Source organism: Amycolatopsis sp. DSM 110486 (assembly GCF_019468465.1).
In the GTDB taxonomy this organism is placed as follows: domain Bacteria; phylum Actinomycetota; class Actinomycetes; order Mycobacteriales; family Pseudonocardiaceae; genus Amycolatopsis.
Map to the genome: position 1 here is coordinate 1226485 of NZ_CP080519.1, position 26057 is coordinate 1252541.

General features: G+C 69.7%; 22 protein-coding genes and 1 pseudogene. 9 read left to right on the forward strand and 14 right to left on the reverse strand.

Annotation, left to right across the window (positions count from 1 at the left end):
* Complete coding sequence (locus tag K1T34_RS05955; protein WP_255638345.1) at nt 1-1413, reverse strand: pyridoxal-dependent decarboxylase; 1413 nt, start codon at nt 1411-1413, stop codon at nt 1-3.
* A 160-nt stretch (nt 1414-1573) separates the two neighbouring features.
* Nucleotides 1574-2287, reverse strand: a complete 714-nt coding sequence (locus K1T34_RS05960; protein ID WP_220243283.1) for a type 1 glutamine amidotransferase domain-containing protein — start codon at nt 2285-2287, stop codon at nt 1574-1576.
* 178 nt (nt 2288-2465) lie between these two features.
* Between K1T34_RS05960 and K1T34_RS05965 the strand changes: the two genes are divergently transcribed.
* Nucleotides 2466-3050, forward strand: a complete 585-nt coding sequence (locus tag K1T34_RS05965) for a CGNR zinc finger domain-containing protein (RefSeq protein ID WP_220243284.1) — start codon at nt 2466-2468, stop codon at nt 3048-3050.
* 40 nt (nt 3051-3090) lie between these two features.
* Complete coding sequence (locus tag K1T34_RS05970; RefSeq protein ID WP_220243285.1) at nt 3091-3864, forward strand: maleylpyruvate isomerase family mycothiol-dependent enzyme; 774 nt, start codon at nt 3091-3093, stop codon at nt 3862-3864.
* A gap of 276 nt (nt 3865-4140) precedes the next feature.
* Here K1T34_RS05970 and K1T34_RS05975 read toward each other — a convergent pair whose 3' ends face one another.
* The 7 genes from K1T34_RS05975 to K1T34_RS06005 form a co-directional block, all read right to left on the reverse strand.
* Nucleotides 4141-5355: an MFS transporter gene (locus tag K1T34_RS05975; RefSeq protein ID WP_220243286.1), complete on the reverse strand. Its 1215-nt coding sequence runs from the start codon at nt 5353-5355 to the stop codon at nt 4141-4143.
* Nucleotides 5356-5810: 455 nt separating this feature from the next.
* Nucleotides 5811-6839 carry an alpha/beta fold hydrolase gene (locus K1T34_RS05980; RefSeq protein WP_220243287.1) on the reverse strand — a complete coding sequence of 343 codons (1029 nt, stop codon included), beginning with the start codon at nt 6837-6839 and terminating at the stop codon, nt 5811-5813.
* 112 nt (nt 6840-6951) lie between these two features.
* Nucleotides 6952-7446, reverse strand: coding sequence for a GNAT family N-acetyltransferase (locus K1T34_RS05985; protein ID WP_220243288.1), 495 nt, complete (start codon nt 7444-7446; stop codon nt 6952-6954).
* Nucleotides 7447-7452: 6 nt separating this feature from the next.
* On the reverse strand, nt 7453-9072 hold the full coding sequence (locus K1T34_RS05990) for an AMP-binding protein (RefSeq protein ID WP_220243289.1): 1620 nt from the start codon (nt 9070-9072) through the stop codon (nt 7453-7455).
* 12 nt (nt 9073-9084) lie between these two features.
* Complete coding sequence (locus K1T34_RS05995) at nt 9085-10260, reverse strand: acyl-CoA dehydrogenase family protein (RefSeq protein WP_220243290.1); 1176 nt, start codon at nt 10258-10260, stop codon at nt 9085-9087.
* Between the two features lie 23 nt (nt 10261-10283).
* Nucleotides 10284-11426 (reverse strand): acyl-CoA dehydrogenase family protein, encoded by a 1143-nt coding sequence (locus tag K1T34_RS06000; protein ID WP_220243291.1) that lies wholly within the window; start codon nt 11424-11426, stop codon nt 10284-10286.
* Nucleotides 11427-11504: 78 nt separating this feature from the next.
* Nucleotides 11505-12143 carry a TetR/AcrR family transcriptional regulator gene (locus K1T34_RS06005; RefSeq protein ID WP_220243292.1) on the reverse strand — a complete coding sequence of 213 codons (639 nt, stop codon included), beginning with the start codon at nt 12141-12143 and terminating at the stop codon, nt 11505-11507.
* A gap of 441 nt (nt 12144-12584) precedes the next feature.
* On the opposite strand from K1T34_RS06005, the gene K1T34_RS06010 reads away from it, so the two are divergent.
* The 3 genes from K1T34_RS06010 to K1T34_RS06020 all read left to right on the forward strand — a co-directional run bounded on the left by K1T34_RS06010 (nt 12585) and on the right by K1T34_RS06020 (nt 15227).
* Entirely contained in the window at nt 12585-13736 is a 1152-nt protein-coding gene (locus K1T34_RS06010; protein WP_220243293.1) for an acyl-CoA dehydrogenase family protein, read from the forward strand.
* Between the two features lie 107 nt (nt 13737-13843).
* A complete protein-coding gene (locus K1T34_RS06015; protein ID WP_220243294.1) occupies nt 13844-14338 on the forward strand; it encodes a PaaI family thioesterase in 495 nt (164 codons plus the stop codon).
* A gap of 16 nt (nt 14339-14354) precedes the next feature.
* Entirely contained in the window at nt 14355-15227 is an 873-nt protein-coding gene (locus K1T34_RS06020; protein ID WP_220243295.1) for a LuxR C-terminal-related transcriptional regulator, read from the forward strand.
* 40 nt (nt 15228-15267) lie between these two features.
* Here K1T34_RS06020 and K1T34_RS06025 read toward each other — a convergent pair whose 3' ends face one another.
* From K1T34_RS06025 to K1T34_RS06040, 4 genes and pseudogenes are all read right to left on the reverse strand, one after another.
* Entirely contained in the window at nt 15268-15930 is a 663-nt protein-coding gene (locus K1T34_RS06025; RefSeq protein WP_220243296.1) for an acetate uptake transporter, read from the reverse strand.
* A gap of 84 nt (nt 15931-16014) precedes the next feature.
* A pseudogene (locus tag K1T34_RS06030) lies at nt 16015-17145 on the reverse strand (bifunctional 3,4-dihydroxy-2-butanone-4-phosphate synthase/GTP cyclohydrolase II); the annotation flags it as partial.
* On the reverse strand, nt 17142-17963 hold the full coding sequence (locus K1T34_RS06035) for an isocitrate lyase/phosphoenolpyruvate mutase family protein (RefSeq protein ID WP_220243297.1): 822 nt from the start codon (nt 17961-17963) through the stop codon (nt 17142-17144). The pseudogene K1T34_RS06030 and the gene K1T34_RS06035, both read right to left, overlap by 4 nt.
* Nucleotides 17964-17997: 34 nt before the next feature.
* Entirely contained in the window at nt 17998-19794 is a 1797-nt protein-coding gene (locus K1T34_RS06040) for an AMP-binding protein (RefSeq protein WP_370643638.1), read from the reverse strand.
* A 228-nt stretch (nt 19795-20022) separates the two neighbouring features.
* Between K1T34_RS06040 and K1T34_RS06045 the strand changes: the two genes are divergently transcribed.
* The 3 genes from K1T34_RS06045 (at nt 20023) to K1T34_RS06055 (ending at nt 23652) form a co-directional block, all read left to right on the forward strand.
* A complete protein-coding gene (locus K1T34_RS06045) occupies nt 20023-21012 on the forward strand; it encodes an MBL fold metallo-hydrolase (protein WP_220243298.1) in 990 nt (329 codons plus the stop codon).
* A 266-nt stretch (nt 21013-21278) separates the two neighbouring features.
* Nucleotides 21279-22505, forward strand: a complete 1227-nt coding sequence (locus K1T34_RS06050) for an MFS transporter (protein WP_220243299.1) — start codon at nt 21279-21281, stop codon at nt 22503-22505.
* Nucleotides 22480-23652 (forward strand): acyl-CoA dehydrogenase family protein, encoded by a 1173-nt coding sequence (locus K1T34_RS06055; RefSeq protein ID WP_220243300.1) that lies wholly within the window; start codon nt 22480-22482, stop codon nt 23650-23652. The genes K1T34_RS06050 and K1T34_RS06055 overlap by 26 nt, the downstream gene beginning before the upstream one ends.
* On the opposite strand, the gene K1T34_RS06060 is transcribed toward K1T34_RS06055, so the two are convergent.
* On the reverse strand, nt 23642-25060 hold the full coding sequence (locus K1T34_RS06060; RefSeq protein ID WP_220243301.1) for a PLP-dependent aminotransferase family protein: 1419 nt from the start codon (nt 25058-25060) through the stop codon (nt 23642-23644). The two genes, K1T34_RS06055 and K1T34_RS06060, sit on opposite strands and share 11 nt — an antisense overlap.
* A gap of 4 nt (nt 25061-25064) precedes the next feature.
* Between K1T34_RS06060 and K1T34_RS06065 the strand changes: the two genes are divergently transcribed.
* Nucleotides 25065-26054, forward strand: a complete 990-nt coding sequence (locus K1T34_RS06065; protein WP_220243302.1) for a PLP-dependent cysteine synthase family protein — start codon at nt 25065-25067, stop codon at nt 26052-26054.
* The last annotated feature ends 3 nt before the right edge of the window (nt 26055-26057 follow it).

Sequence of the window (26057 nt, forward strand, 5' to 3'; positions counted from 1 at the left end):
TCAGACAGCCAGTCGCGCGTGCCGCAGCAGGGCTTCGACGGCCTGGTCCACGTCCGCCTCGTCGCTCGCCCAGTCCGAAACCGAGATGCGCATGAGCCGCTCGCCGCGGTAGGTCGTGCCGCTGAAGAACGCCTTGCCCTCGGCGCGAACCCCGGCCATGACGGCGTCGGCGAGCCGGCCGTGGTCGCCGTCGGGCGCGAGCCAGCGCACGAGGACCTGGTTGGACACGACGTCGTTCACGATCTCGGCCTGACCACTCGCGCCGAGCTGGTCGGCGAAGCGGCGGGCCAGCCCGATGGTCCGCTCGACGAGTCCGGCGACGCCGTCGCGGCCGAGCGCCCGCAGCGTCGCGTAGACACCGACCCCGCGGGCCCGGCGGGAAAAGTCGGGCCCCCAGTCCATCGGGTCGCGACCGCCTTCACCCTGTTCGAGGTAGGCCGCCTGCACGCTCATCGCCGCCCGGTGCGCGGACGCGTTGGCGCAGATGGCGATTCCGCAGTCGTAGGAGACGTTGAGCAGCTTGTGCCCGTCGGTCGACCAGGAGTCGAGGCGGTCGAGGCCCGCGGTGCGCGCCGCCATGGCCGGCGCCGCGGCGGCCAGCAGCATCACGGCGCCGTCGACGTGGACCCACGTCGGGTTGCCGGCGGCACGGTGGGCCTCGGCGAGGTCGGCCACGGCGGCGAAGTCGTCGAAGCTGCCAGTGTTCACATTGCCGCACTCGACGACGATCATCGTCGGCCCGTGCACGGAGGCCAGCACCTTTTCCAGTGCGTCGGGCCGCATGTTGTCCTCGTCGTCGCACTCCACGGTGACCAGCGCCCGCTCGCCGAGGCCGAGGAACCGCAACGCGCGCAGCACGGTCGAGTGCGCCCCGGACTTCACCACGACCGTGATCCGCGGCGCGCCGGCGAGACCGTCGGCCTCGACGTTCCACCCGACGTCGCGCAGCACCTGGTGTCGGGCCGCCGCGAGGCAGGTGAACGTGGCCATCTGCCCGCCGGTGACGAACCCGACCGAACTCTCGCCGGGCAACCCCAGCAGGTCGACCAGCCACTCGGCCGCGAGTTCCTCGGCCACGGAGACACCCGGCGTCGACGGGTAGAGCGAAGCGTTCTGATCCCACGCCGTGAGCAGCAGGTCCGCGCCGAGCGCCGCCGGGTGCAGGCCGCCGACGACGTAACCGAAGTAGCGCCCGCTCGCCTGCGCGGCCACGTAGGGCTCGAGATCACGAGCGAGCTCGTCGACGACCCGCACCGCGTCGACCCCGCGCGCCGTCGGCGGGTGGTCGAGCGCCGCGCGGATCGTCGCGTGGTCCGCGGTCGGGAACACGGGCCGGTCCGGCAGCGAGCCGAGGTACCCCAGCGCGGCCGTGCTCGCCGCGTCGAGCACGGATTTCCAGTCTGACTCCTGCACGGTTCCTCCTGCGGTCGTCGGCACGTCGAGGACCGACGACGTCCACGCAGGACAGCCGGCACCACAATCTGAGTCGCCCGACTCGGATTGCGGTCATTCTGCGTTGGCGCACTCAGAACTGTCAAGGCCCCCGGGCAGCGCGCGGGCCGCCCGCACGGTTTCAGCCGCGCTCGGCCAGCGCCTTCAGCAGCGCTTCGGCTGCCTGCTCACCCGAGGCCGGGTTCTGGCCGGTGATCAGGTTGCCGTCGACCACCACGTACGGACCCCAAGCCGGGCCCGAGGAATACTCGGCGCCGGCGCCACGCAGTCGCTCCTCCAGCAGCCACGGCGCGTTCTGCGCGAGGCCGACCTGCTGCTCCTCATCGTCGGTGAACGCGGTGAGCTTGCGGCCCTTGAACAGCCAGGCGCCCTCGGGGTCGCCGGCGGAGAAGAAGCTCGCCGGGCCGTGGCACAGCGACGCGACGACCTTGGACTCGTCCGGCAGCAGCGCGGCCAGCACGCGGGCGACGTCGGCGTTCACGGCCAGGTCCTGCATCGGGCCGTGGCCGCCGGGAATCAGCACCCCGTCGAACTCGGCCGGGTCCACGTCCTCGAGCCGCGCCGGCGACTGCAGCAGCTCGCAGTGGGCTTCGAGGTACGCGCGCATCTCTTCGGCGCGGGCCGGGTCGTCGCCGTTGACCTTCGGGCTGAGGCTCATCTCGTCGGCCGGGGCGGGGCGTCCGCCCGGCGTCGCGATGGTCAGCTCCACGCCCGCCGCGGACAGGATGCGGTGCGGCACCACGAACTCCTCGGCCCAGAACCCGGTCGGACGCTGAGTGCCGTCCTTCTGGCTCCACTTCGTGGCCGACGTGAGGATCACCAACAGCTTGGTCATGTCTTCGTTCTCCTTGGGGATTTCCCGCGCTCCGAAGTGAGCGGCAGGCTTGATCACGTGTCATAGGCTAATCCTTGACACATATCACTTGGCGATGATTTGAGCTTGCGTGTGACTTGCTTAACAACTTAGGTCATGACATCACCGTCGGCTACACTCGACGTCGGAGGTGGCGGCTGTGAAGGTGACGCTGGGTCCCGCGCGCGCCGGTGACGAGTGTTTGAGCTCGAACCTGCTGGTCGGGTACGTGAACACGCGCGTGCACGGCAAACAGGCCAAGGAGCAGCTGACCGACGGCGCCGCGGTCGCGAAGTGGTTCCAGGCCGTCGACGCGGGTGACTCCGCCGACGCGACCGACGCCGACGCGGCCACCGCCCGCGAACTGCGCGACGCGTTGCTGGGCATCCTGCGCGCGCACGTCGGCTGCGACGAGGGCGTGGCGATGGTGGCCGAATCCGAAGCCCACCTGCAGCGGGCCGCCCTGCGTTTCCCTGTGACCACGGTCGTCACGGCGGAGGGGTGCGAGCTGCACCCGACGGGCACCGGCGTCGACCGGTCGTTCTCGCACCTGCTCAGCGCGGTCGCCGACCTCGCCTCGCGGGGCGCTTGGCCGCGGGTGAAGGTGTGCAAGAACGACACGTGCTACACGGCGTTCTTCGACAAGACGCGCAACTCTTCTGCGCTGTACTGCAGCACGACGTGCAGCGGCCAGATGGCGACGCGCGCGTACCGCGAGCGAAAAAAGGAGTGCGCCGCTCGGTGATCAGCGGAACACAGCCGTCCACTCAGGAGTTGAGCGTGGCATGAGCCAACTCGTGGACCGCACGATCACCGCCCTGCGCACCGAGCACGACACGCTCGCCGCCCTCGTCCGCACCCTCACCGACGAGCAGCTGGCCACCACCAGCGGCGCTGCCGAATGGACCGTCGCGCAAGCCCTGTCCCACCTCGGCAGTGGCGCGGAAATCGGCCGCGCGCCGATCGCCCGGGCCGCCGGCGAGACCGTGGAGGCCGAAGACAACCCGACAATCTGGGCTCGCTGGGACGCGTCCGCGCCGCGCGCGCAGGCCGAAGGTTTCCTGGAGCACAACGCCCGGTGGCTCGAGACCGTCGAAGCCCTCACGCCCGAGCAGCGCTCGGCGCTGACCGTCGATCTCGGCTTCCTGCCCGAGCCGGTCTCGCTGCTGACCGCCCTGGGCATGCGCCTCAACGAGGTGGCCAACCACTCGTGGGACGTGCGCGTGGCCTTCGACCCCGACGCCGGTGTGGAAGCCGCCTCGGCCGAGGTGCTCGTCGACCTGCTGGCCGGCCCGGTCGGCTTCATGCTGAACTTCCTCGCGAAGCCGGCCGAGCTCGGGAAGCCGGGGTCCGTCGCCATCCCGGGTGCCGGCCTGGTGATCGACGAAGCCGTCACGGTGGTGGACCACCTCGAGTCGCCTTCGGCCACGTTCAACGGCCCGGCCGAAGCGTTCATCCGTCTGGTCAGCGGCCGTTTGAAGCCTCCGTACGACAACGACGTGACCGTCGACGGCGCCCTCTCGCTCGACGACCTGCGCCGGGTGTTCCCCGGCTTCTGACGCGGGGTGTTCCCCGACCTGGGACGGAATGGACAGCGGGCTGACCGGTTTCGCTCACGGTCAGCCCGTTTTCTGTCATTCCGGCGATAACCTTCGCACGTGAGCGGTTCTGGGGTGTGCGGTGTGCCGCACGGGCTGTGCGAATTCGGACGGGCGCTGGTGCCGTTGCCCCACTTCATGATCGGTTGAGGACAGTGGCTGTCGACGAACCACCGACGATCCGCGTCCTGCGGTCACGGCGCCGAGGAGTGGTTCGACGCCTGAGCCCCGCCGCGATCACGTCCGCTCGGCGACTCTTCGCACCCCGTGCACCGTCCTCGGGATCCACGTCCACAACGCCCCGGCCGCGGCGAAGCCGACCAGTCCACTGACGACGATCCCCAGCCCGAGCCCGGCCAGCGCGGTCACCCCCGCCAGCAGCAGCGGGCCGAGGCCGGAACCGACGTCGGCCAGCTCGTTCCAGATGCCGATGTGCGTCGGGCGGCCGACGGTCGGCGAGACGTCGGCGCCGAGCGTCATCACGATGCCCGAGCCCAGGCCGTTGCCGAAACCCATCACCATGGCCACGAGGGCAAGCAGAACCGGCCCGTGCGTCAACGGCATGAGGACGAAGGAAGCACCGAGCACGAACGTGCAAGGGACCGCGACCCACCGGCGGCCACGGCGGTCCATCACCTTGCCCGCCGGGTAGAAGACCAGCGCGTCGATCGCGCCGGCGAAACCGTAGATCACCGAGCTGACCGTGGGCGACAGGCCGAGGTGGGCCGCCCACAGGGGAACGACGGTCTGGCGCGTCTGCCGGATCCCCGACAGCAGCAGGATGCCGACACCGAGCGTCGCGTACACCCGCCACTTCTGCTTGACCATCCCCCACGTCGTGATCGCCGCCGCGGCCGCGCGGTGCTCGTCGGTCGTCTCCAGATCCGGCACCCGGTACACGACGATCCCGGCGGCGAGCACCGCGACGAGGCTCAGGTAGTACGCGCCGGCCTGCCCCCAGACCAGCATCGCCGCGGCCCCGGCGAACGGACCCAGGAACAGCCCCACGCGCATCGTCCCGCCGAGCGTCGACAACGCCCGCGCCCGCATGTGCAGCGGCACCGCCTCGGTCAGGTACGACTGCCGCGCCAGGCCGTACACCGCGCTCGCGGCGCCGATCAGCAGCACGCCGGCGCCGTAGACCAGCAACGCGGACTGCCCCGAACCGATGTTGACCAGGCACAGCGCCAACCCGACGGCCGTGACCCCGGCCGCCACCAACATCGACTTCCGCTCACCGACCCGGGTCGCGAGGATGCCCGCCGGGATGTTCGTGATGAGCGAGCCGATCCCGAGCAACGCCCCGATCAACGCCGCCACCGACGTCGTGGCCCCGCGGTCGATCGCACTCAGCGCGACGACCGGCAACATCGAGCCCTCCGCCAGCCCGAACAACGCGGCGGGCCCGTACACCGCGACCGCCACCGACCGCAGCCGGAACTCCTCAGCCATGCCCGGCCACCACCGCGATCACCAGGTCGCGGTCAGGACCGTCCGCTCTCCGAGCGCAGGAGTGCCACAGAGCGAGGCGACTTGGTATTTCGGCAGCGAGAAGTCCTGTGCTCACGGGCCGATCTTCGCAAGCCCGGCCCACTCACCGGCTCGCTCGTGGCGAGTCCCACACCAGTCGCCGACCGTCTGGAGTACAACTCCCGCTGCAGAACTACACAATTCTCCTTCAACGGACTTTCCGGGACCCCCTGCCCGCCACGCCGACGAGGACGAGTGGAGCTACGTCGTCCGCGGCCGGATCGGCGCGATCTCCAACGGCACCGAGATCTACGCCGACGGACGCCGAGTGGATCGTCAAACCCCGCGGCGAGTGCCACGCCTTCTGGAACGACACCGACGAGCCCGCCACCGCCGCGGTGATCGAACGCCACCAGCCCGTCTTCTGACAGGGCCGGTCAGAACTTGTCGACGTCCACAATGGCCTTGGCGAACGGCTGCGGGGCTTCCTGCGGAACGTTGTGGCCGATCCCGGTGAAAGTGCGGTGCTCGTACTTGCCCGTGAACTTGTCGCGATAGGCCTTGCCGTCGGCCGCGGCGGCGTCGAAGTCGCTGCCGATCGTGATCGTCGGAACGCCGATCTTCGGCGAGGCCTGAAGTTTCTGTTCGTAGACGTCGTACTGCGGTTCACCCGGCGCGAGGCTTTGACGCCAGCGGTAGTTGTGCACGACGATGGCCACGTGGTCGGGGTTGTCGAACGACTGCGCCGTGCGGTCGTAGGTCGCGTCGTCGAAGTGCCACTTCGGAGAGACGTTCTGCCAGATCAGCTTGTTGAAGTCGTGCCGGTACTTCGCGTAGCCCAGCTCGCCGCGATCCGTGGCGAGGTAGTACTGGTACCACCAGCCGTATTCGGCCAGCGGGGCCAGCGGCTCTTTGTTGGCCGCCAGGTTGTTGATGCCGTAGCCGCTCACCGCGACCATCGCCTTGACGCGCTCCGGCCACAGCGCCGCGATGACGTCCGCGGTGCGCACACCCCAGTCGTAGCCGCCGAGGATCACCTTGTCGAGGTGCAGGGCGTCCATCATGGCCACGATGTCGAGTGCGACCGCCGCCTGCTGTCCATTGCGGACAGTTTCCTTGGACAGGAACGTCGTCGGACCGTAGCCGCGCAGGAACGGCGCGAAGACGTGGTAGCCGGCCGCGGCGAGCAGCGGGCCGACGTCGACGTAGCTGTGCGGGTCGTACGGCCAGCCGTGGAGCAGGACCACCGGCTTGCCCGTGGCCGGGCCCCACTCGGCGTACCCGACGTCGAGCAGCCCGGCCTTGACCTGTTTGATCGGGCCGAGCGAGGTGTTCTTGCCGGAGCCCGCCCTGAGGTCGTCGCCGGGCGCGGCGACCGGCGCGCCCTGTCCGGTGGAACACGCGGCCAGCGACGCGGCCGCCGCTGTCGCGGCGAAGGCCTGGCCGAACTGCCTCCGGTTGATCATCGGAACTCCTTGGTGGATCGCGCGTTTTCGTTGACTCCGCAAACCTATGTGGACAGTGATCTTCGGCGCGAGCGTCAGGTGACGCTGTCGGTGTACGTCACCTCTGAGGTCGTCATTTTTCGGGCGCGGCAAGGGTTCCGTGGACGGTGATCGTCTCCCCGTGCCGCACGAACCGGATGTCCGGGAGCCGGCGCCGAAGCCAGTCGAGGACGAAGTAGTTGGCGCCGAGCACATCGCACCGCACCCGCGTCGAACCGCCGTCCGAGAGGGCGTTCGCCATCTCCCGCAGGAGTTTCCGGCCGATGCCCCGGAACTGGTAGTCCTCGGCGACGACGATGCCGATGTCCACACCGTCACCGTCGTGGTCGGTCGCCATCAGGTGCCCGACCACGGTCTCGCCGTCGAGAGCGAGGAGGACGACCTGGCCGGGCGCGACCGTGGTCAGCGTCGTGAGCAGACCCGGCGAGATGTGCCGGATGCCGGAGAAGAACCGGTGGTACCGGCTGGCGAGCGACAGTCCGATGAGGAATCTTCCGACCGGCTCACCGTCGTCGGCACCGGGTCGGCGCACGACGATCCGCGCCGCGAGGTCGGCTTCAGGCGCCATGGAACCTCACAGCGTCGGCACCGGAAGCCCCAGCGCCTCGGCCGATTCCGCCCGCATCTCGACCTTGCGGATCTTGCCGGTCACGGTCGTGGGGAACTGCTCCACCAGACGCACGTACCGCGGGATCTTGTAGTGCGCCAGCTTTCCTGTCGCGAAGGCGCGGATCGCGTCGGCGTCGAGCGGAGCCGCGCCGGCCCGCACCTTGATGCAGGCGCACAGCTCCTCGCCGAACCGCTCGTCGGGCACCCCGACCACCTGCACGTCCTCGATGTCCGGATGCGTGTAGAGGAACTCCTCGATCTCCCGCGGGTACACGTTCTCCCCGCCCCGGATCACCATGTCCTTGATCCGGCCGACGATCAGCGCGTAACCGTCCTCACGCATCACGGCGAGGTCGCCGGTGTGCATCCAGCCGTCGGCGTCGAGCGCGTCCGCCGTGCGCTCCGGGTCGTTCCAGTACCCGATCATCACCGAATAGCCGCGCGTGCAGAACTCGCCCGGCGTCCCGCGTTCCACGGTCTCGCCGGTCTCCGGGTCGACGATCTTGATCTCGACGTGCGGGTGCACACGCCCGATCGTCGCGGTGCGCCGGTCGAGGTCGTCGTCGGCGAGCGTCTGGCAGGAGACCGGCGAGGTCTCCGTCATCCCGTACGCAATGGACACTTCTGCCAGGTGCATCTCGGTGACACAGCGCTTCATGACCTCGACGGGACACGGCGCGCCCGCCATGATCCCCGTGCGCAGCGTGCTCAGGTCGTACTCCGCGAACGCGGGCAGCGCCTGCATGCCGATGAACATCGTGGGCACGCCGTACACCGCGGTGCAGCGTTCGTCCTGAATGGACCGCAGCGTGGTCGCCGGGTCGAACGCCGGGCCCGGGATGACCATAGCGGCGCCGTGCGTGGTACAGCCGAGGTTGGCCATCACCATGCCGAAGCAGTGGTAGAAAGGCACCGGGATCGCCAGCCGGTCAACGTGGGTGAAGCCGATCGTCTCGGTGACGAAGAAGCCGTTGTTCAGGATGTTGCGGTGGCTCAGCGTGGCGCCCTTGGGAAAGCCCGTGGTGCCCGACGTGTACTGGATGTTGATCGGGTCGTGCGGGCTGAGCGAGGCCAGGCGTCCGGCCAGGTCTTCCTCACCCGTCGCGCAGTCGAGCAGCTGCTGCCAGTCGTCGGTGTCGAGGTACACGACGGTACGCAGCGCGGTGCCGGCGCGGACTTCGTCGATCATGGCCCCGTAGTCGCTGGTCTTGAACGTGCTCGCCGAGATCAAGAGCGTGACGCCGGACTGTTCGAGCGCGTACGCCAGCTCGTGTGTGCGGTACGCCGGGTTGATGTTGACCAGGATCGCGCCGATCTTCGCGGTGGCGTACTGCGTGATCGTCCACTCGGCACAGTTCGGTGCCCAGATGCCGACGCGGTCGCCCTTTTCGACCCCGACCGCCATCAACGCCCTGGCGAGCGCGTCGACGTCCGCGTTGAGCTCGGCGTAGGTCCAGCGCCGTCCGGTCGCGAACTCGACGAGGCCCTCGCGGTCACCGTGCGCGGCGACGGTGCGTTCGAAGTTCGCGCCGATCGTCTCTTCGAGCAGGGCCGGGCTGTCCGCACCGCGGGCGTAGGAGAGCATGATCCACTCCGATCACTTGAGTTCGGCGGACGACTTGCCGAGCAGCCGGCGCGCCACGATGAGCTGCTGGATCTGTTGCGTGCCTTCGAAGATGTCCATGATCTTCGCGTCGCGCGCCCACTTCTCCAGCAGTGAGTCCTCCGAATAGCCGAGGCTGCCGGCGAGCGCGACGCAGCCCAGCGCGATGTCCGTGGCGCTGCGGCCGGCCTTCGCCTTGGCCATCGACGCGTGCATCGAGTTCGGCCGGGCGTTGTCCGCCAGCCACGCCGCTTCCAGGGTGAGCAGGTAGGCCGCCTCGTAGTCGGCCTCCAGGTCCAGGAACGTCGCGACGGCCGCGGGTTGCCGCGGGCCGGCACGGTCGTAGTCGACGGTCAGGCCGGCCTCGGCGAGCAGCGTGCGCGTCTCGTCCAGCGCGGCCCGGGCCACGCCGACGGCCATCGCCGCGACCAGCGGACGGGTGTTGTCGAACGTCTGCATCACCCCGGCGAAGCTGCGTTCGACGTCGATCTCCGGGTCGCCGAGCAGGTTTTCGCGCGGCACCCGCACGTTGTCCAGGCGCAGGTGCGCGGTGTCGGAGGCGCGGATGCCGAGCTTGTGCTCCAGCCGCACGAGCTCGAACCCCGGCGTGCCCTTCTCCACCACGAACGACTTGATCGCCGCCCGGCCCAGCTCGCGGTCGAGCGTCGCCCACACCACGACGACGTCGGCGCGCTCGCCGGAAGTGACGAAGATCTTCTCGCCGTTGAGCACGTAGTCGTCGCCGTCGAGCACGGCCGTGGTGCGGATGGCGGCCGAGTCCGAACCGGTGTCCGGCTCGGTGATGGCCATGGCCGCCCACTTGCCCGCGAACCGCTTCGCCTGCTCGCCCTTCGCGACCGAGGCGATGGCGGCGTTGCCGAGACCCAAGCGAGGCAGGGACAACAGCATTCCCGCGTCACCCCAGCACATCTCCATGATGCCGAGCACGCTGGCGAGGTTGCGTCCATTGCGGACTTCCCCGGTTGTCACCTGCCCGCCACCCGCCGCGTTCAGGCCGTCGGCGAGGGGCGCCAGCGCGTCGAGCTCCGGCGGGCGCGTGTGTTCGGCCCGGTCGTTGCGGCGGGAACCCGGCCGGAGCAGCTTCTCCGCGGTGAGATGGGCTTGGTCGACCACTGTGGACAGTCGGGCCGGCACTTCGAGGTGGATCACTGGCTTGCTCCTTGCGTACCGGTTCAGACGAGCACGACACCGCTGGCGACGCCGACCGCGCGCAGGTCGCGGTACCAGCGTTCGACGGGGTGTTCCTTGACGTAGCCGTGCCCGCCGAGCAGCTGCACTCCGTCGCTGCCGATGCGCATGCCCTTGGCCGCGCACAGCCGGCGGGCGAGCTCCGTCTCACGAGCGAACGGCTGGCCGGCGTCCGCGCGAGCGGCCGCGCGGTAGGTGGCCAGCCGCATGCCTTCGAGCTCGATGGCGACGTCGGCGACCTTGAACGCGACACCCTGGCGGTGGCTCACCGGCTCCCCGAAGGCGACGCGCTCGTTGAGGTACGGGATCACGTAGTCGAGCACGGCCTGCGCGGTGCCGACCGCGAGCCCGCACCAGGCCAGGCGCGACAGCCGCACGCACTCCGCGTAGGCGGCCGGGTCGGCGTCGCCCAGCAGGGCCGTTTCGGGCACGTGCACCGTCGCCAGATCCAGCCGACCCGTGCCGGCCGCGCGCAGGCCCATCGCGGGCTCGGGCTCGACGCTCATCCCCGGCGCATTCGCCTCGACCACGAACAGCGCGGGGCCGTGGCCGTCCAGCTCGGCCGCGACCACGAACAACTCGGCCTGCGCGGCCCGCGGCACCAGCGACTTGGCGCCGTCGAGGACGAACCCGCCCGGCGTGCGGCGGGCCACCGTGCGCAGCTCGAACGGGTCGAACACGGCGCGCGGCTCGAGGATGGCGAGAGCCGCCGCCGGCACGGTGTCGCCGACGAACGCGGGCAGGTACGCGGCCTGCGCCTCGCCACTCCCCCACAGGACGAGCGCCGTGCTGACCGCGGATGACGCGAGGCACGCCACGGCCAGCCCCATGTCGCCGGCGGCCAGGGCCTCGGTGACCAAGGTCGCCGTGACCGCGGACCGCGCGGTGGCGACCCCGCCGAGCTCCTCGGGCACGCCCAGCAGGCTGAGGCCGAGCTCGGCGGACTTGGTGACCAGGTCGTCCGGCGCCGCGCACGCCGTGTCGGCCTCACCCGCCCGCGCGCGCAGGTGCTCGGCGGCGAACTCGGCCACGGTGTCTCGGATCAGCCGCTGGTCCTCGCTCGGGGTGAAGTCGAGCAGGTCGGGCGGGGTGTCGAGCCCGGGCCGGCGGGGTTCACTGCTGGCCATGACAAATCTCCTGACGTGCTGAAACGGGCTTGGGCCCGAGGGAAAGAGTGAGGTCGGGCTCCGGCAGCGCGGCGGTGCTCAGGCCTTCTTGGCGCGAGCCCCGGCGCGACGACGAGCGGGGGCGGGGGCCTGGCCGAGGCCCGCGATCAACGCGTCGAGCCCGAGGCGCCAGCGGCGGTCCACCGACTGCTTCGAGCCGCCCAGCCGGTGCGCGCTCTCGGCGGCCGCGATGCCCTGGACGTAGGCGAAGAACACGTGCGCGATGTCCGTCGGGTCCGCGGCGAACAGGCCCGCGTCGACGGCGGTGCGGATGTGGTGCACGAAGATCTTGCGCACCTTGACGCCGGCCCTGTCCTCGTCCTGCGTGGGGTCGAAGTCGGTGAACGGGCGCGAGAACATGATCTCGGCCAGCACCGGGTTCGCGACCACGAAGTGGCGGAAGGCCTCGGCGACGTGCCGTAGGGCGTCCAGCGGATCGTCGGTGGCCGGCAGCGCCGCCAGGTCGTCGCCCAGCAGGCGGAAGCCCTCGAAGAAGACCTCGCGGATGAGACCCGCCTTGTCGCCGAACACCTCGTAGATGGCCGGGACCGAGGCCTCGGCCCGGCGGGCGACCGTGCGCGTGGTCAGCCCCGCCACGCCCTCCTCGGCGAGCACCGCGAGCGCACTGGCCAGCCCGCGCTCGCGCAGCGCTTCGGTGCGTTGCTTCACCCGGGGCACAGCACGATCGTAACACTCTGCCTCCCTGGTGTGAACCGACGTTACGGAACGTCGATACGGAACAACGTTACGCTTGCCGCCACTATGCATCGGCCCGCGCCTCGCCGCTACCCTTGAATGGGGGTAACCGCGTTGTCGGCCTCCGGCGCCTCTGCCACGATCGCGATCATTCCCCTTGTCTGCCAACGAAAAATGCCGAGGAGAGCGTTGTACGTCACCTGGACAGCTCGGTTAGCGAGCGCTAACATCGACCGTGTTAACGACCGCTAACAACGGGTCGCGACGAGCAGGTGTGCGCCGGTCAGGCGCGGCTCGTGACCGAAGCGACGAGAGTGCCGCACACACGATCACCGCCCCGGGGAATCGCCGGGTTCAGCGGTCCGCCTCGGCCACCAGGTGACGCCGAACGAACAACTGTCCTTTGGACTCGAGGGAGTCATCGTGATCGACAACAGGCTCAGCGAGGAATACGAAGAACTGCGCAAGACGGTCGCCGCGTTCGCGCGCGACGAGGTCGCGCCGGTGATCGGCGAGTTCTACATGCGCGAAGAGTTCCCCTACGAGATCGTGGCCAAGATGGGCGAAATGGGCCTGTTCGGCCTGCCCTTCGACGAGGCGTACGGCGGCATGGGCGGCGATTACTTCGCGATGTGCCTGGCCGTGGAGGAACTGGCCCGCATCGACTCATCGGTCGCGGTCACGCTGGAAGCCGGCGTGTCCTTGGGCGCCATGCCGATCTACCGGTTCGGCACCGAGGAGCAGAAGCAGGAATGGCTGCCTCAGCTGTGCACCGGGCAGATGCTCGGCGCGTTCGGCCTCACCGAGCCGGGCGCCGGTTCCGACGCCGGCGGCGCGCGGACCACCGCCGTCCGCAAGGGTGATGACTGGGTGATCAACGGCTCGAAGGCCTACATCACCAACTCCGGCACGGACATCACCGGGGTGATCACCGTCGCCGCGGTGACCGGCACGGACGACAAGGGCGCCAAGGAGATCTCGACGATCATGGTGCCGTCAGGCACGCCCGGGCTGAGCGTGTCCAAGCCCTACTCGAAGGTCGGCTGGGCCGCCTCCGACACGCATGAGCTCGGGTTCGACGACGTCCACGTGCCCGCCGCGAACCTGCTCGGCGACCTCGGCCGCGGCTACGCGCAGTTCCTCTCCATCCTCACCGAGGGCCGGGTCGCGGTGTCCGCGCTGGCCACGGGGCTCGCGCAGGGCTGCGTCGACGAGTGCGTGCGCTACGCCAACGAGCGCGAGACCTTCGGCCGGCCCATCGGCAAGTACCAGGCGATCCAGTTCAAGATCGCCGAGATGGAGGCCCGCACGCACACCGCGCGGCTGGCCTACTACGCGGCGGCCGCGAAGATGCTGCGCGGCGAGCCGTTCAAGCGCGAGGCCGCCATCTCGAAGCTCATCTCTTCCAACGCGGCGATGGACAACGCCCGCGACGCCACGCAGATCTTCGGCGGCATGGGGTTCATCAACGAAGCCCCGGTCGCCCGGTACTACCGCGACGCCAAGATCCTCGAGGTCGGCGAAGGCACGAGCGAGGTGCAGAAGATGCTCATCGCCCGCGAGCTCGGGCTCTGACGCTTTCGCTCGAATGGCGGGGCCCCGGGGTGCGCCCGGGGCCCCGGCAAAGAAGGTATGACGACCAACAGTAGGTCATCCTAGTAAATCGGAGGTACGATCCCGCCATGGAAGGCACTCGGACATACAGCTGGGTGGACCCCCAGGAGATGGCCAAACTCAGCCGCGAGATGGACGGGCTCGAGTTCAGCCGGCACCTGCTCGACGCCGGTGAGGCCGGGATCATGCCGATCGCCGCGACACTGGGCTTCCGGCTCGCCGAGATCGAGTCCGGCCACGCCGTGCTGGTGGGCGAGGTCGGCGAGCACCTCTACAACCCGATCGGCATCGTCCACGGCGGGGTCGCCGCGACGCTGCTCGACAGCGCCGCCGGTTACGCCGTGCAGACGACGGTGCCGGTCGGGAGCAGCTACACCACATTGGACCTTTCGGTGCACTACCTGCGGCCGCTCACCGCGGACATCGGCACGCTCCGCGCGACCGGCAACGTGATCAACCGGGGCCGGCGGACCGCGCTGGCGCACGCCGAGATCCGCGACGCGAAGGGTCGGCTGCTCGCGCACGCGACGAGCTCGTGCATGGTGTTCACCACCGACGCGTGACGGTGACGAGGCGGACATGAACGGACCCGACCTGCGCTCCCGTCGTCCACTGTGGTCCACCCCGCCGGCCACAGTGGATGACGGGAGCGCGATCCGGCACATCATCGACGACCTGCTGCCCGAGCGGCTGGAGCGGCTGCGGAAGGTGACCGGCCTGCCGATCGCCCTCGGCGGCACCACCCGCCACGGCGCCGGCGGCCTGCACCTGGTGCTCGACCGTCTGATGGGCAACTCCGGCGATGCGTTGCGGGGGCTCGTCGTGCAGCCCGGGAAAGGGCTCGGCGGGTGCGTGCTGCGCAGCCGGACCCCGTTCCGGGTCAACGACTACGCGTCCACGATGGCGATCACTCACGAGTACGACGTCGTGGTGCGTCAGGAGGGATTGACGTCGGTCTTCGCCGTGCCCGTGCTGGTCCGGGGTGAGGTGCGCGGGGTTCTGTACGGCGCGGTGCGGGAAGGCAACCCGATCGGCGACCGGACTGTGCGCAGTGCCGTGGTGGTCGCCGAGCAGCTTCAGTCCGATGTGGAGGGACAGCTGCGGCGCGATCCCGGTCACGCGGCCGTCCGCTCGCGGGGTGCGCTCGCCGAGCTCGCCGAACTCATCCGCGACACGAGCGATCCGCAGCTGCGCGCGCGGCTGGAGCGGATCCAGGCGGACCTGACGAGTGAACCGGCGCGGGCCGAGATCGCGGCGTCTGCGTCGCTCGCGCCCCGGGAGATCGACGTGCTGCGGCTGGCGGAGGTGGGGGCCAGCAACCTGGAGATCGCCGCCCGGCTGGGGCTGAGCCTGGAGACCGTCAAGGCTTACCTCCGATCGGCGATGCGCAAGCTGGAAGTCCACAACAGAACGGCGGCCGCTCATCAAGCGCGGCTGAACGGTCTGTTGTGAGGGGACGGGGCCACGACTGCCGTGGCCCCGTCCGGCTGCACTAGCTGAGCTTGAAGACCGGCAGCACCTGCCGGCCGTAGGTCGCGGTCATGATGTCGGCCGTGCCCCGGTAGAGCCCGAGGACGGCGAACACCACGGTGACGTACCCGGAAGCCTGCACGAAGCCCTTGCTTCCACTGTGGACACCGATCATGAGGAGCACCAGTGCCGCCAGCAGCAGCACCAGCACGCTGACGAGCACCGCGTCCGTCCGCAGCGCCGAGACGAGGAAGACGAACGTGAGCACGGCGAACATCGCGAGGAACACCGTGAGCCCGCTCGACACCGCTGCGGTGGGATCGACGTTCGCCTTGGTCGCGGCTTCGACGACCTTCTCCTCGAACGTCGTCTGGATGAAGCCGTAGATGACCCAGAACGGCCCGAAGCTGCCGAACACCACGGCGCCGAACACGTTGCCGCGCACCACTTCGAGCACGGCGACGATGATCTGGATCGCGCCGCCGAAGAAGAAGGCCACCGGGATCACGAGGGCGGCACCGGCTGGATTGACGAAGTTTCCGTTGTAGAGGCCGAGCATGAGCGAGGTGGCGGAGAAGGCCAGGATCGCCCACGCGCCGGGGTCGGCGATCGGGACGGTCCGCTCGGCCGGTTGGTCGAAGGTCTGTTCGCGGATGAGAGAGTCGTGCTGAACAACACTGGTCATACGAGTTCTCCTTGGGGGGTTGGCGACCAGTAAAGGTCGTGCACGCCCGAGCGGCTACCCCCGGCCGGGGGTGACTTCGCCGTAGGGAACCCGTCCGGTGACACGCAATCCGTAGCCCTCCAGCCCGACGCGTTTGCCGGGGTTGTCGGAGAGCAGGCGCATGCTGCGGATGCCGAGATCACGCAGGATCTGGGCGCCGGTGCCGTAATCCCGTGCGTCCGCCGCTACGCCGAGCGAGACGGTGGCGTCCACAGTGTCCTGATCGGCGTCTTGCAGTTGGTAGGCCTGGAGTTTGTGCAGCAGCCCGATCCCGCGGCCCTCGTGGCCGCGGATGTAGAGCACGACGCCGCGGCCTTCGTCGGCCACGGCCTGCAGCGCGGCTTCGAGCTGGGGACCGCAGTCGCAGCGCAGCGAGCCGAAGACGTCACCGGTCAGGCATTCGGAGTGCACCCGCACGAGGATGTCCTCGCCATCGCCGATCTCGCCGTAGACGAACGCGATGTGCTCGATCCCGTCCAGCAGACTGTCATACCCCACCGCGCGGAACGTCCCGGCGGCCAGCGGGATCCGGGCCTCGGCGACCCGCTCCACCTGCTTCTCGGTCCGACGGCGGTAAGCGATCAGATCGGCGATCGTGATCACCCGAAGGTCATGATCCGCGGCGAAAACCTCAAGCTCGTCGCGGCGAGCCATGTCGCCCTCGTCCTTCTGCGACACGATCTCACACAGCACACCGGCCGGGTTCAGCCCCGCCATCCGGGCCAGGTCGACCGCGGCCTCGGTGTGACCCGGGCGGCGCAGCACGCCACCCTCCTTCGCACGCAACGGCACCACATGCCCCGGGCGGCGGAAGTCCTTCGCCGACGCGGCCGGGTCAGCCAGCAACCGCATCGTGTGCGCACGATCCGCCGCCGAAATGCCCGTCGTGATGCCCTCCGCCGCGTCCACCGTGACGCTGTACGCGGTCCCGCGCACATCCTGGTTCGTGTGATACATCGGCGGCAGATCCAGCCGATCCGCCTCGGCCTCCGTCAACGCGACACACACATAACCCGAGGTGTAGCGGACCATGAACGCCAGCAACTCCGGCGTCGCCTTCTCCGCCGCGAAGATCAGATCGCCCTCGTTCTCACGATCCTCATCATCGACCACCACCACGGCTTTGCCCGCCGCGATGTCCACAATGGCGGCTTCGATCCCCTCGCCGCCGGTCACCCCTTGGCCTGGCGCAGCAGACGGCGGAACCGGAACCGCGAGCCGCTCGTCGCCGCGGCGAGGTCACCGCCGGCCAGGTCGATCGCAGCCTGATCGAGTACGGACATCACGTGTGCGTAAAGCGACGACCCGAGGCTGATCCGCTTCACACCGGCTTGGTGGAGTTCGGACACCGTCAGAGTCTTGTCCGCCGGCGACACCACGACGTTGACCGGCTTGGGCGCCACCGCCTGCACGATTTTCTCCACCGACGCGAGGTCGGGCGGGAGCGGGGCGAACAGCACGTCGGCGCCGGCTTCCGCGAAGGCGCTGAGGCGGCGGATGGTGTCGTCGAGGTCGTTGATGCCCTGGATGAAGTTGTCGGCGCGGGCCGTGACGACGATCCGCTGCTGCGCCGCTGCGACGGCGTGGCGCACGCGGTCCACCGACTCGTCGAACGGCCGGATCGGGTTCTCGCCGGTGCCGGTCGTGTCCTCGACACCGATGCCCGCCAACCCGGCCTCGACCGCCGCCTCGACGGTGGCGGCCACGTCCTCGGCGGTCTCGCCGTAGCCGTCCTCGAAGTCGCCGTTGATCGGGAGGTCGGTGAGCCGCTTCAGGAGTTTCGCGTGGTCGAGATGTTCTTCTCGGCTCACGGCGTGGCGGCCGTCGAACCGGCCCAGCGTCGCGGCGAACGCGGCCGAGCTGGTGCCGATCGCCTCGAAACCGGCGTCGGCCATGAGCAGGGCGGAGAGGCCGTCCCAGGCGTTGGGCATGACGAGGCCTTCGGGGCGGGTGTGCAGTGAGAGGAAGTGTTCGTAGATCTCGGAGCCAGGCATGGCGGCGGTCCTTCGGCAGTCGGGGTTCGGCGGTTCAGCGGGTCAGGTCGGGGAACTGGTCGTCGCGCCATTCGGTGCCGGCGTCCGCGCCGAGTTCGCGGGCTCGCAGCTCCACGCGGCGGATCTTGCCCGAGATCGTCTTGGGCAGGTCGGCGAACTCGAGGCGGCGCACGCGTTGGTACGGGGCGAGGTTCTCCCGCGCGTAGCGCAGGATGGACAGTGCCGTCTCCTTGGTGGGCTCGTGTCCGGGCGCCAGTCCGATGTAGGCCTTCGGCACCGCCAGACGGACGGGGTCCGCTGCGGGCACCACGGCCGCCTCGGCAACAGCGGGATGTTCGATGAGCACCGACTCGAGTTCGAACGGGCTGATCTTGTAGTCGCTGGCCTTGAAGACGTCGTCGGTGCGGCCGATGTAGGTGAGGTAGCCGTCTTCGTCTATCGAGGCGACGTCGCCGGTGTGGTAGTAGCCACCGGCCATGGCCTCGGCGGTGCGTTCGTCGTCGGCCAGGTAGCCGGTCATCAACGTCAGCGGAGGCTGTGCCAGGTCGAGGCAGATTTCGCCTTCCCCCGGTCCTGGGACGACGTTGCCGCTCGCGGGTTCGACCAGCACGACCGGGACACCCGGCAGCGGACGGCCCATGGAGCCCGGTTTGACGTCGGATTCGGGGGTGTTGCCGACCTGTGCGGTGGTCTCGGTCTGGCCGAAGCCGTCGCGGATGGTGATGCCCCACGCCGCGCGGACGCGTTCGATCACCTCGGGGTTGAGCGGTTCGCCGGCGCCGATCGCCTCGCGCAGGCCCGCCGGGCGGGCACCGAGGTCGGTGTTGATCAGCATGCGCCAAACGGTGGGCGGCGCACAGAACGTTGTCACTTTTCGCACACGCAGCTGGTTCAGGAGTGCGGCCGGGTCGAAGCGGCTGTAGTTGTAGACGAAGATCGTCGCCTCGGCGATCCACGGGGCGAAGAAGCAGGACCACGCGTGTTTCGCCCAGCCCGGCGACGAGATGTTGAGGTGGACGTCGCCCGGCCACAGGCCGAGCCAGTACATCGTGGCGAGGTGCCCGACCGGGTAGGAGACCTGGGTGTGCTCCACGAGCTTGGGCCGCGTCGTGGTGCCGGAGGTGAAGTACAGCAGCAGCGGGTCGCCGGGTGCGGTGCCGGGGTGTTCGACCGGGGTGTGCGGCAGGTCGGCGGCTTCGTGGAGATCGGCCCAGTGGCGGTTGGCACAGTGGAGATCGGCACAGTGGAGATCGGCGCAGTGGAAGTCGGCGTCGTGGAGATCGGCCCCATGGAGGTCGGCGCAGTTTTCCGCGGGGCCGACGCTGATCCGTGTGTAGTCGCCGGGAACGTCGACGAACTTGGGCGTGTCGGCGGAGTTGCAGATCACGTGCCGCGGCTCGCCTCGGGTGATGCGGTCGGTGAGGTCGGCGGGTCCGAGCGCGGTCGTGGTCGGCATGATCACGCCGCCGAGCTTCATGATCGCGAGCATGGTTTCCCAGAGCTCGACCTGGTTGCCGAGCATCAGCAGCACGCGGTGTCCTTTGCGGACACCCCGGTTTCGCAGCCACGTCGCCAATCGGTCGGACGCGCGGGACAGCTCGCCGAACGTTCGCCGGGTCTCCGAGCCGTCTTCCTCGACGATGACGAGGGCCGGGCGGTCGTTGTCGGCGTTGTCGCGGGCGACGGCGTCGAACCAGTCGACGGCCCAGTTGAACCGCTCGCCGAGGTCGGGCCAGCGGAACTCCTCGACCGCGCGAACGTGCTTGCCGCGCAATGCCAGCAGCTGGTCGCGGCTCGCCTTGTAGGCCCGGTGTGCGTCGCTCGTGGTCAACAGCGATCCTTCCTTCGGCGTGATAACGCGACTATGCGTTTTCCGGCCGGTCTGTCGCTACCCTTGAACGGGGGTAACCGCGTTGAAAGCCGGTTTTCCTTTTGCGACAATCAATCCCGTGCCACACGACGTTCGGATCTCCGCTCCCGCGCGCGTGCGCGCGCGACTCCCGTTCCACAGTGGACTTGTATTCCACAGTGGACTCTTGCGACTTCCGAAGGAGGACCCGTGCCCTTCGACACCGACCGCTTACCGTCGTGGCTGGTCTGGCAGCAGCGCCCGTTCCCCGACGCGAACCTGCTCCTGCTGCCCGGCCGGCAGCCGGCTCTGGTGGACAGCGGCTTCGTCGGGCACGCGGAAGAGACGGCCGAGTGGGTCCGCGCGCACACCGCGTCGCTCGACCTGGTCGTGAACACCCACTGGCACTGCGACCACGTCGGCGGCAACGCCCTGCTGCAGAAGAACGGCGCCGGCATCGCCGCCAGCGCCCGCGACGCACTCGCCGTCGCCCGCCGCGATCCCGGCTGCTGCCAGATGGAATACCTCGACCAGCCCGTCCCGCCCTACTCCGTCGACGAACTGCTCGACGACGGACAGGTTTTGTTACTCGGCGACACCGAATGGGAGGTGATCCGAACCCCCGGTCACACCCCGGGCCACCTCGCCCTGTGGCAACCGGACGAACGCCTCCTCGCCGTCGGGGACGCGTTGTCGGACTACGACGTCGGCTGGGTGAACCTCGCCCTCGACGGTCCGGATGCCACCACCACCGCGCTCAGTTCCGTACAACACCTGATCGATCTCGAACCCCGCGTGCTCCTTCCCGCGCACGGCCCCATCCCCGCCGACACGGGCGCCGCCCTCGCCAACGCCGCGCGCCGCGCCCGGCGCCTCGTCGACGACCCCGACGGCGCCGTCTGGTACGGCGCCCGCCGCGTCTTCGCCTACGCCCTCATGATCCGCGACGGCATCCCCACCGACGCGGTCGAGCCCTACCTGCACGCCCGTGCCTGGCTCAAGGACGCCGCCTGGCTGCTGCGCCGCTCCCCCGAGTCCCTCGCCACGGAACTCATCACCACCATGCTCCGCGCCGGCTCCATCCTTTCCCGCGACGGCAAACTCCACGCCGCCGCCGAACACACGCCCGTCCCGCCCTCGTCGCTACAGCAACCCCCACCGGCGACCTGGCCGGCCGTCGAAGCCGCCCGCCTGCCGTGACTCGGTGTGCGAATCCGCACAAGCCGAACACCCGCTCCGACTCGCGGCGTCGGCGGTGCCAACATCCCGGTCACCACAAAAGCCTCGCTTGGGAGTCGACCCTGAACCATCCCGACCAGCGCCGACAGGTTCCACAAAGCCTTCCGCGAAGCGCGCATCGGCCCACTCCAGGCGCCGCAGCCGCCGAAATCCTCGACGGCCGTCGAAGAGCCGCTCGGTCCTGACATCCCTTTCACCACAACGGAAATCTCGCTTGGGAGCTGAACGTGCACGAGTCCACGCAGAGTCGGGTCGCCTGGGTGCGGGCGGCGGCCGCGTTGTTCGGCGTTGCGTGGGGGGCCAACCACTTCACGCCGCTGTTGCTGGTCTACCGGGGTGAGCTCGGGTTGCCGGGGTCGGCGGTGACGAGCATTTTCGGCATTTACGCCGTGGGGCTGGTGCCGGCGTTGATCTTCAGCGGGCGGGCGGCGGACCGGTACGGGCGGCGCGCCGTGTTGCGGCCGGCGATGCTCGTCTCGGTGCTGGCCACGCTCGTGCTGATGCTCGGCCCGGTGTGGTGGCCGTCGCTGTACGTCGGGCGGTTTCTGGCCGGAGTCGCGTCCGGCGCGGCGTACAGCGCGGGCACCGCGTGGGTGACCGAGCTGTCCACGCCCGGCCGCGGGGCCCGGCGCTCGGCCGCCGCGTTGTCGCTGGGGTTCGGGATCGGGCCGTTGCTGGCGGGCGCGCTCGCGCAGTGGTTGCCGTGGCCGGTGGAGCTGCCGTATGTCGTGCACCTGGCGTTGATGGCCGGAGTGCTCGTGCTCGCGTGGCGGGTGCCGGAAACCGCGCCGGCGCTCGCTCGGGCCGAGCGTGCGCAGTGGCTGCCACGGCCGGCGGTGTCGCGTCACTTCCTGCTCGGCGTGGTGCCGTGGGCGCCGTGGGTGTTCGGGACGGTCGCGATCAGCATCGCGACGCTGCCCGCGTTGTTGCCCAGCCACACGGCGAGCGCGATCAGCACACCCGTCGCGTTCAGCGGGCTGGTCGGCGGGCTGACGCTGCCGCTCGGCGCGCTCGTCCAGCCGATCGCGCGCCGGCTCGCGCACGCCGGGCACCTGCACGCCCCCGTGGCCGGGCTGCTCGTCACCGCACTCGGCCTGGCCGGCACGGCACTCGTCGCGTGGCGCCCGGTCACCCCGCTGGTCCTCGTGACGGCCGTGGTCCTCGGCACCGGCTACGGCATCCTCATGGTCACCGGCCTGGACAAAGTGGAACGCATGGCCGAGCAGCACGAGTTCGCCGGGCTCGTCAGCATCTTCTACGCGCTGGCCTACCTCGGGTTCGCCGCGCCGTACCTGCTCGCCGCGCTCGCCGGCGGCGCCTCCTACGCGCTGTGGCTCGTGATCGCCGCACTGACCACCCTCGCCACCATCCCCCTCATGATGCTCGGCGGCCAACCCCTGACCCTTCCCTCGGCAGATGGAGACCGACATGAACCAGCCGTACGCGAACCCTGACTTCGAAGCCTTCCGCATGTCCGAAGAACACCAAGAACTGCGCGCAACCGTACGTTCCCTGTGCGAAAAACAAATCGCCCCCCACGCCGCGGACGTCGACGAGAACTCGCGCTTCCCCGAAGAAGCCCGCGCGGCGCTGACGGCGGCCGGGTTCCACGCGATCCACGTCCCCGAGCAGTACGGCGGCGAAGGCGCGGACGGCCTGGCCGACTGCCTCGTGATCGAGGAGGTCGCCCGGGTGTGCGTCAGCTCGTCGCTGATCCCGGCGGTCAACAAGTTGGGCAGCATGCCCGTGCTGCTATCGGCGTCGGAGGACCTCAAGAAGCAAGTCCTGCCGACGTTGGCAAACGGACAGGCGTTGTTCGCCTACGGACTTTCCGAGCGAGAATCCGGCTCAGACGCTGTTGCGATGAAAACAAGGGCCCGGCTCGACGGCGACCGCTGGGTCCTCAACGGCGCCAAAGCCTGGATCAGCAACTCCGGCGTGGCCACCTGGTACACCGTGTTCGCCGTGACCGACGCCGACCAGGGCGCGGCCGGCATCTCGGCCTTCGTGGTCCACGCCGACGACCCGGGCTTCGAGGTCGGCGCGAAGGAACGCAAGCTCGGCATCAAGGGCTCCCCGACGTGCGAGCTCTACTTCACCGACTGCACCGTCCCGGCCGACCGGATCGTCGGTGAACCCGGCACGGGTTTCAAGACCGCGATGCGCACTTTCGATCACACCCGGCCCACCATCGGCGCCCAAGCGGTGGGGATCGCACAGGGCGCGCTCGATGCTTCACGCGCGTATGTCAAAGAACGCACACAGTTCGGCAAGACGATCGCCGAGTTCCAGGGTGTGCAGTTCATGCTCGCCGACATGGCCATGAAGATCGAGGCCGCCCGCAGCCTCGTGTACCTGGCCGCGGCGAAGGTCGAACGCGGTGAGCCCGACAAGACCTTCTTCGCCAGCAGCGCGAAATGTTTCGCGTCCGACGTGGCCATGCAGGTGACCACCGACGCCGTCCAGCTGTTCGGCGGCGCCGGCTACACCCGCGACTTCCCGGTGGAACGCATGATGCGCGACGCGAAGATCACGCAGATCTACGAGGGCACCAACCAGATCCAGCGAATGGTGATGGCGCGTGCGCTGCTCAAAGGTTGACTTCCGCACACGCCGTTGCGAGACGGCGAACACCTTCGGTGATTTCCTGCGCACCCGAGGTGTCAGCGAACCCCAGCCGCAGGTGCGGAGCCGGGGCCTCGGCGGCGAAGTACCCACGGCCGGGCGACACCGCCACCCCGGCACGCAGAGCCGCGGAGGTGAGGGCGGTTTCGTCCGTCCCGGCGGGCAGGCGCAACCACAGGTAGTGACCACCCGTCGGCACCCTCGGCGGAGCAAGCGAAGGCAGCTCCCGCTGGAGCGCGCCCACCATTGCGTCACGGCGCTCCCGCAGCCCCGCCGCGAGCGAACGCAGGTGCCGCGGCCACGACAGCGCCGCCACGAGGTCCAAAGTGGCCTCCTGGAACGGCCTCGGCACGAAGAAGCTGTCCACCACCTGGATGGCGCGCAGGCGTTCCAGCACCGGTCCCCGCGCGGCGAGCGCCGCGACCCGCAGGTTGGGCGACGTGGCTTTCGTCAACGATCCCAAGTGGACCACCGAACCGTGGGGATCGTCCGCGACCAACGGAGCCGGCACCGGCCCACCGTGCCCGAGGTGGCGCGCCCAGTCGTCCTCGACCAGGAACGCACCGGCCGCGTGCACGATCTCCAGGAGCTCACGCCTCCGCTCCGGCGCGAGCACGGCCCCGGTCGGGTTCTGGAACAACGGCTGGCAGTAGAACACCTTCGCCCCGGTCGCCGCGAGCACCTCCTGCAGGAGGTCGAGCCGCACCCCACCGTCGTCCACCGGAACGGGCACCGGGCGCACCCCGGCCGCGCGGGCAGCGGCGAGCACCCCGGGATACGTCGGCGACTCGACCAGGACCGCGGATCCCGGCGGCGCGACTGCACGCAACGCGGTGCTCAGCGCCGCCTGGCCACCACCACTGATCAGTACCTCGGCCGGCGTGAGCCCCAGTTCCCGCGCGAACCACGCCCGCAACGCCGTCAGCCCGGCCAGCGGCGGCCGCTCCCACACTCCCGGCCGGCGTGCCGCGGAAGCCAACGCGGTGGCCATCGCGCGTTCCGGCTGCAGCGAAGCGTGCAGATAACCACCGTTGAACGCGATCACGTCCGGCGGCGGCACAGCCAGGTTGGCGCTCAACCCGGACGCGTCGACCACCCGCTCGCCACCCTGGTCATCCGCCGTGAGCGCGATCTCCTGCCACGACGTGTCGACGACCGGCTTCTCCCGGGCAACCGTCTCCGCGCGATACGCACCGGCCCCCGGCCGTGTCACCACCAGCCCGTCGGCCGCGAGTACGGCGAGCGCGCGCGACACCGTCACGGGACTGACCCCGAAGCGTTCGACCAGAGCCCGGCTCGACGGCAGTTTCTCACCCGGCGAGTAGTGATTGAGCTCATTTCGCAGCACATTGGCCACGTTTCGCGAACTGCTATCCTGGGACATGAAGGTGAATGATAGCGCTATCGCTCGCACGGGAGTAGCAGTCGGCGTCCTGCCCTCGGCGCTCGACGCGATCGGCAACACCCCGATGGTCCGGCTCGACCGCCTCACCGACGGCGTCGACGGGACCCTGCTGGCCAAGCTCGAGTACCTCAACCCCTGCGGGTCCAAAAAGGACCGTGTCGCGAAGCGGATCATCCAGGCCGCCGAGGAAACCGGGGCGCTGCAGCCCGGCCAGCCCGTGGTCGAGCTCACCAGCGGCAACACCGGTGCCGGCCTCGCCATCGCGTGCGCAGTGACCGGCCACCCGTTCGTCGCCGTGCTGTCGCGCGGGAGCTCGACCGAACGCGCGCGCATGATCGCCGCGCTCGGCGCCGAGGTCGTGCTCGTCGACCAGGCCCCCGGTTCCGTGCCCGGCCGCGTTTCGGGCGCGGACCTGGCGCTGGTGGAAAAGCAAGCTCGGTTGATCACCCAGTCACGCGGAGCGTTCCGTTCCGATCAGTTCGAAAACCACCACAACGTCGAGGCCCACTACACCGGCACCGGCCCCGAGATCTGGGCACAGACCGGCGGCAGGCTCGACGCGTTCGCCGATTTCGTCGGCACCGGCGGCTGCCTGGCGGGCGTCACGCGGGCACTGAAGGAACGGGACCCGGCCATCCGGTGCTTCGCTGTCGAACCCGAGGGCGCCGCGGTGCTCGCCGGACACGAGGTGTTCGAATCCCACCACCCCATCCAGGGCGGCGGCTTCGGCCGGGCCGACCTCACACATCTGCGTGACGTGCCCCTCGACGGCTACCTTCAGGTCACCGGCGACGAAGCCCGCCGGACCTCCCGCCTGCTCGCTACCCGCGAAGGCATCTTCGCCGGTTTCTCCGCCGGTGCCAACGTCGCCGCGGCCCTCCACCTCCTGCGGCACGAGCTCGCCGGCGCCACGGTCGCCGTCGTGATCCCCGACTCGGGCCTGAAGTACCTGTCGACGGACCTGTGGGAGTAGCCG

Bases quoted from the DNA above. Each gene is read 5' to 3' on its own strand.
- K1T34_RS06000 (WP_220243291.1), bottom strand. From the start codon at position 11,426: ATGGCCAGCAGTGAACCCCGCCGGCCCGGGCTCGACACCCCGCCCGAC.
- K1T34_RS06055 (WP_220243300.1), top strand. From the start codon at position 22,480: ATGAACCAGCCGTACGCGAACCCTGACTTCGAAGCCTTCCGCATGTCC.
- K1T34_RS05990 (WP_220243289.1), bottom strand. From the start codon at position 9,072: ATGCTCTCCTACGCCCGCGGTGCGGACAGCCCGGCCCTGCTCGAAGAG.
- K1T34_RS05960 (WP_220243283.1), bottom strand. From the start codon at position 2,287: ATGACCAAGCTGTTGGTGATCCTCACGTCGGCCACGAAGTGGAGCCAG.
- K1T34_RS05975 (WP_220243286.1), bottom strand. From the start codon at position 5,355: ATGGCTGAGGAGTTCCGGCTGCGGTCGGTGGCGGTCGCGGTGTACGGG.
- K1T34_RS05980 (WP_220243287.1), bottom strand. From the start codon at position 6,839: ATGATCAACCGGAGGCAGTTCGGCCAGGCCTTCGCCGCGACAGCGGCG.
- K1T34_RS06060 (WP_220243301.1), bottom strand. From the start codon at position 25,060: ATGTCCCAGGATAGCAGTTCGCGAAACGTGGCCAATGTGCTGCGAAAT.
- K1T34_RS06035 (WP_220243297.1), bottom strand. From the start codon at position 17,963: ATGCCTGGCTCCGAGATCTACGAACACTTCCTCTCACTGCACACCCGC.
- K1T34_RS06020 (WP_220243295.1), top strand. From the start codon at position 14,355: ATGAACGGACCCGACCTGCGCTCCCGTCGTCCACTGTGGTCCACCCCG.
- K1T34_RS05970 (WP_220243285.1), top strand. From the start codon at position 3,091: ATGAGCCAACTCGTGGACCGCACGATCACCGCCCTGCGCACCGAGCAC.
- K1T34_RS05985 (WP_220243288.1), bottom strand. From the start codon at position 7,446: ATGGCGCCTGAAGCCGACCTCGCGGCGCGGATCGTCGTGCGCCGACCC.
- K1T34_RS06015 (WP_220243294.1), top strand. From the start codon at position 13,844: ATGGAAGGCACTCGGACATACAGCTGGGTGGACCCCCAGGAGATGGCC.
- K1T34_RS06025 (WP_220243296.1), bottom strand. From the start codon at position 15,930: ATGACCAGTGTTGTTCAGCACGACTCTCTCATCCGCGAACAGACCTTC.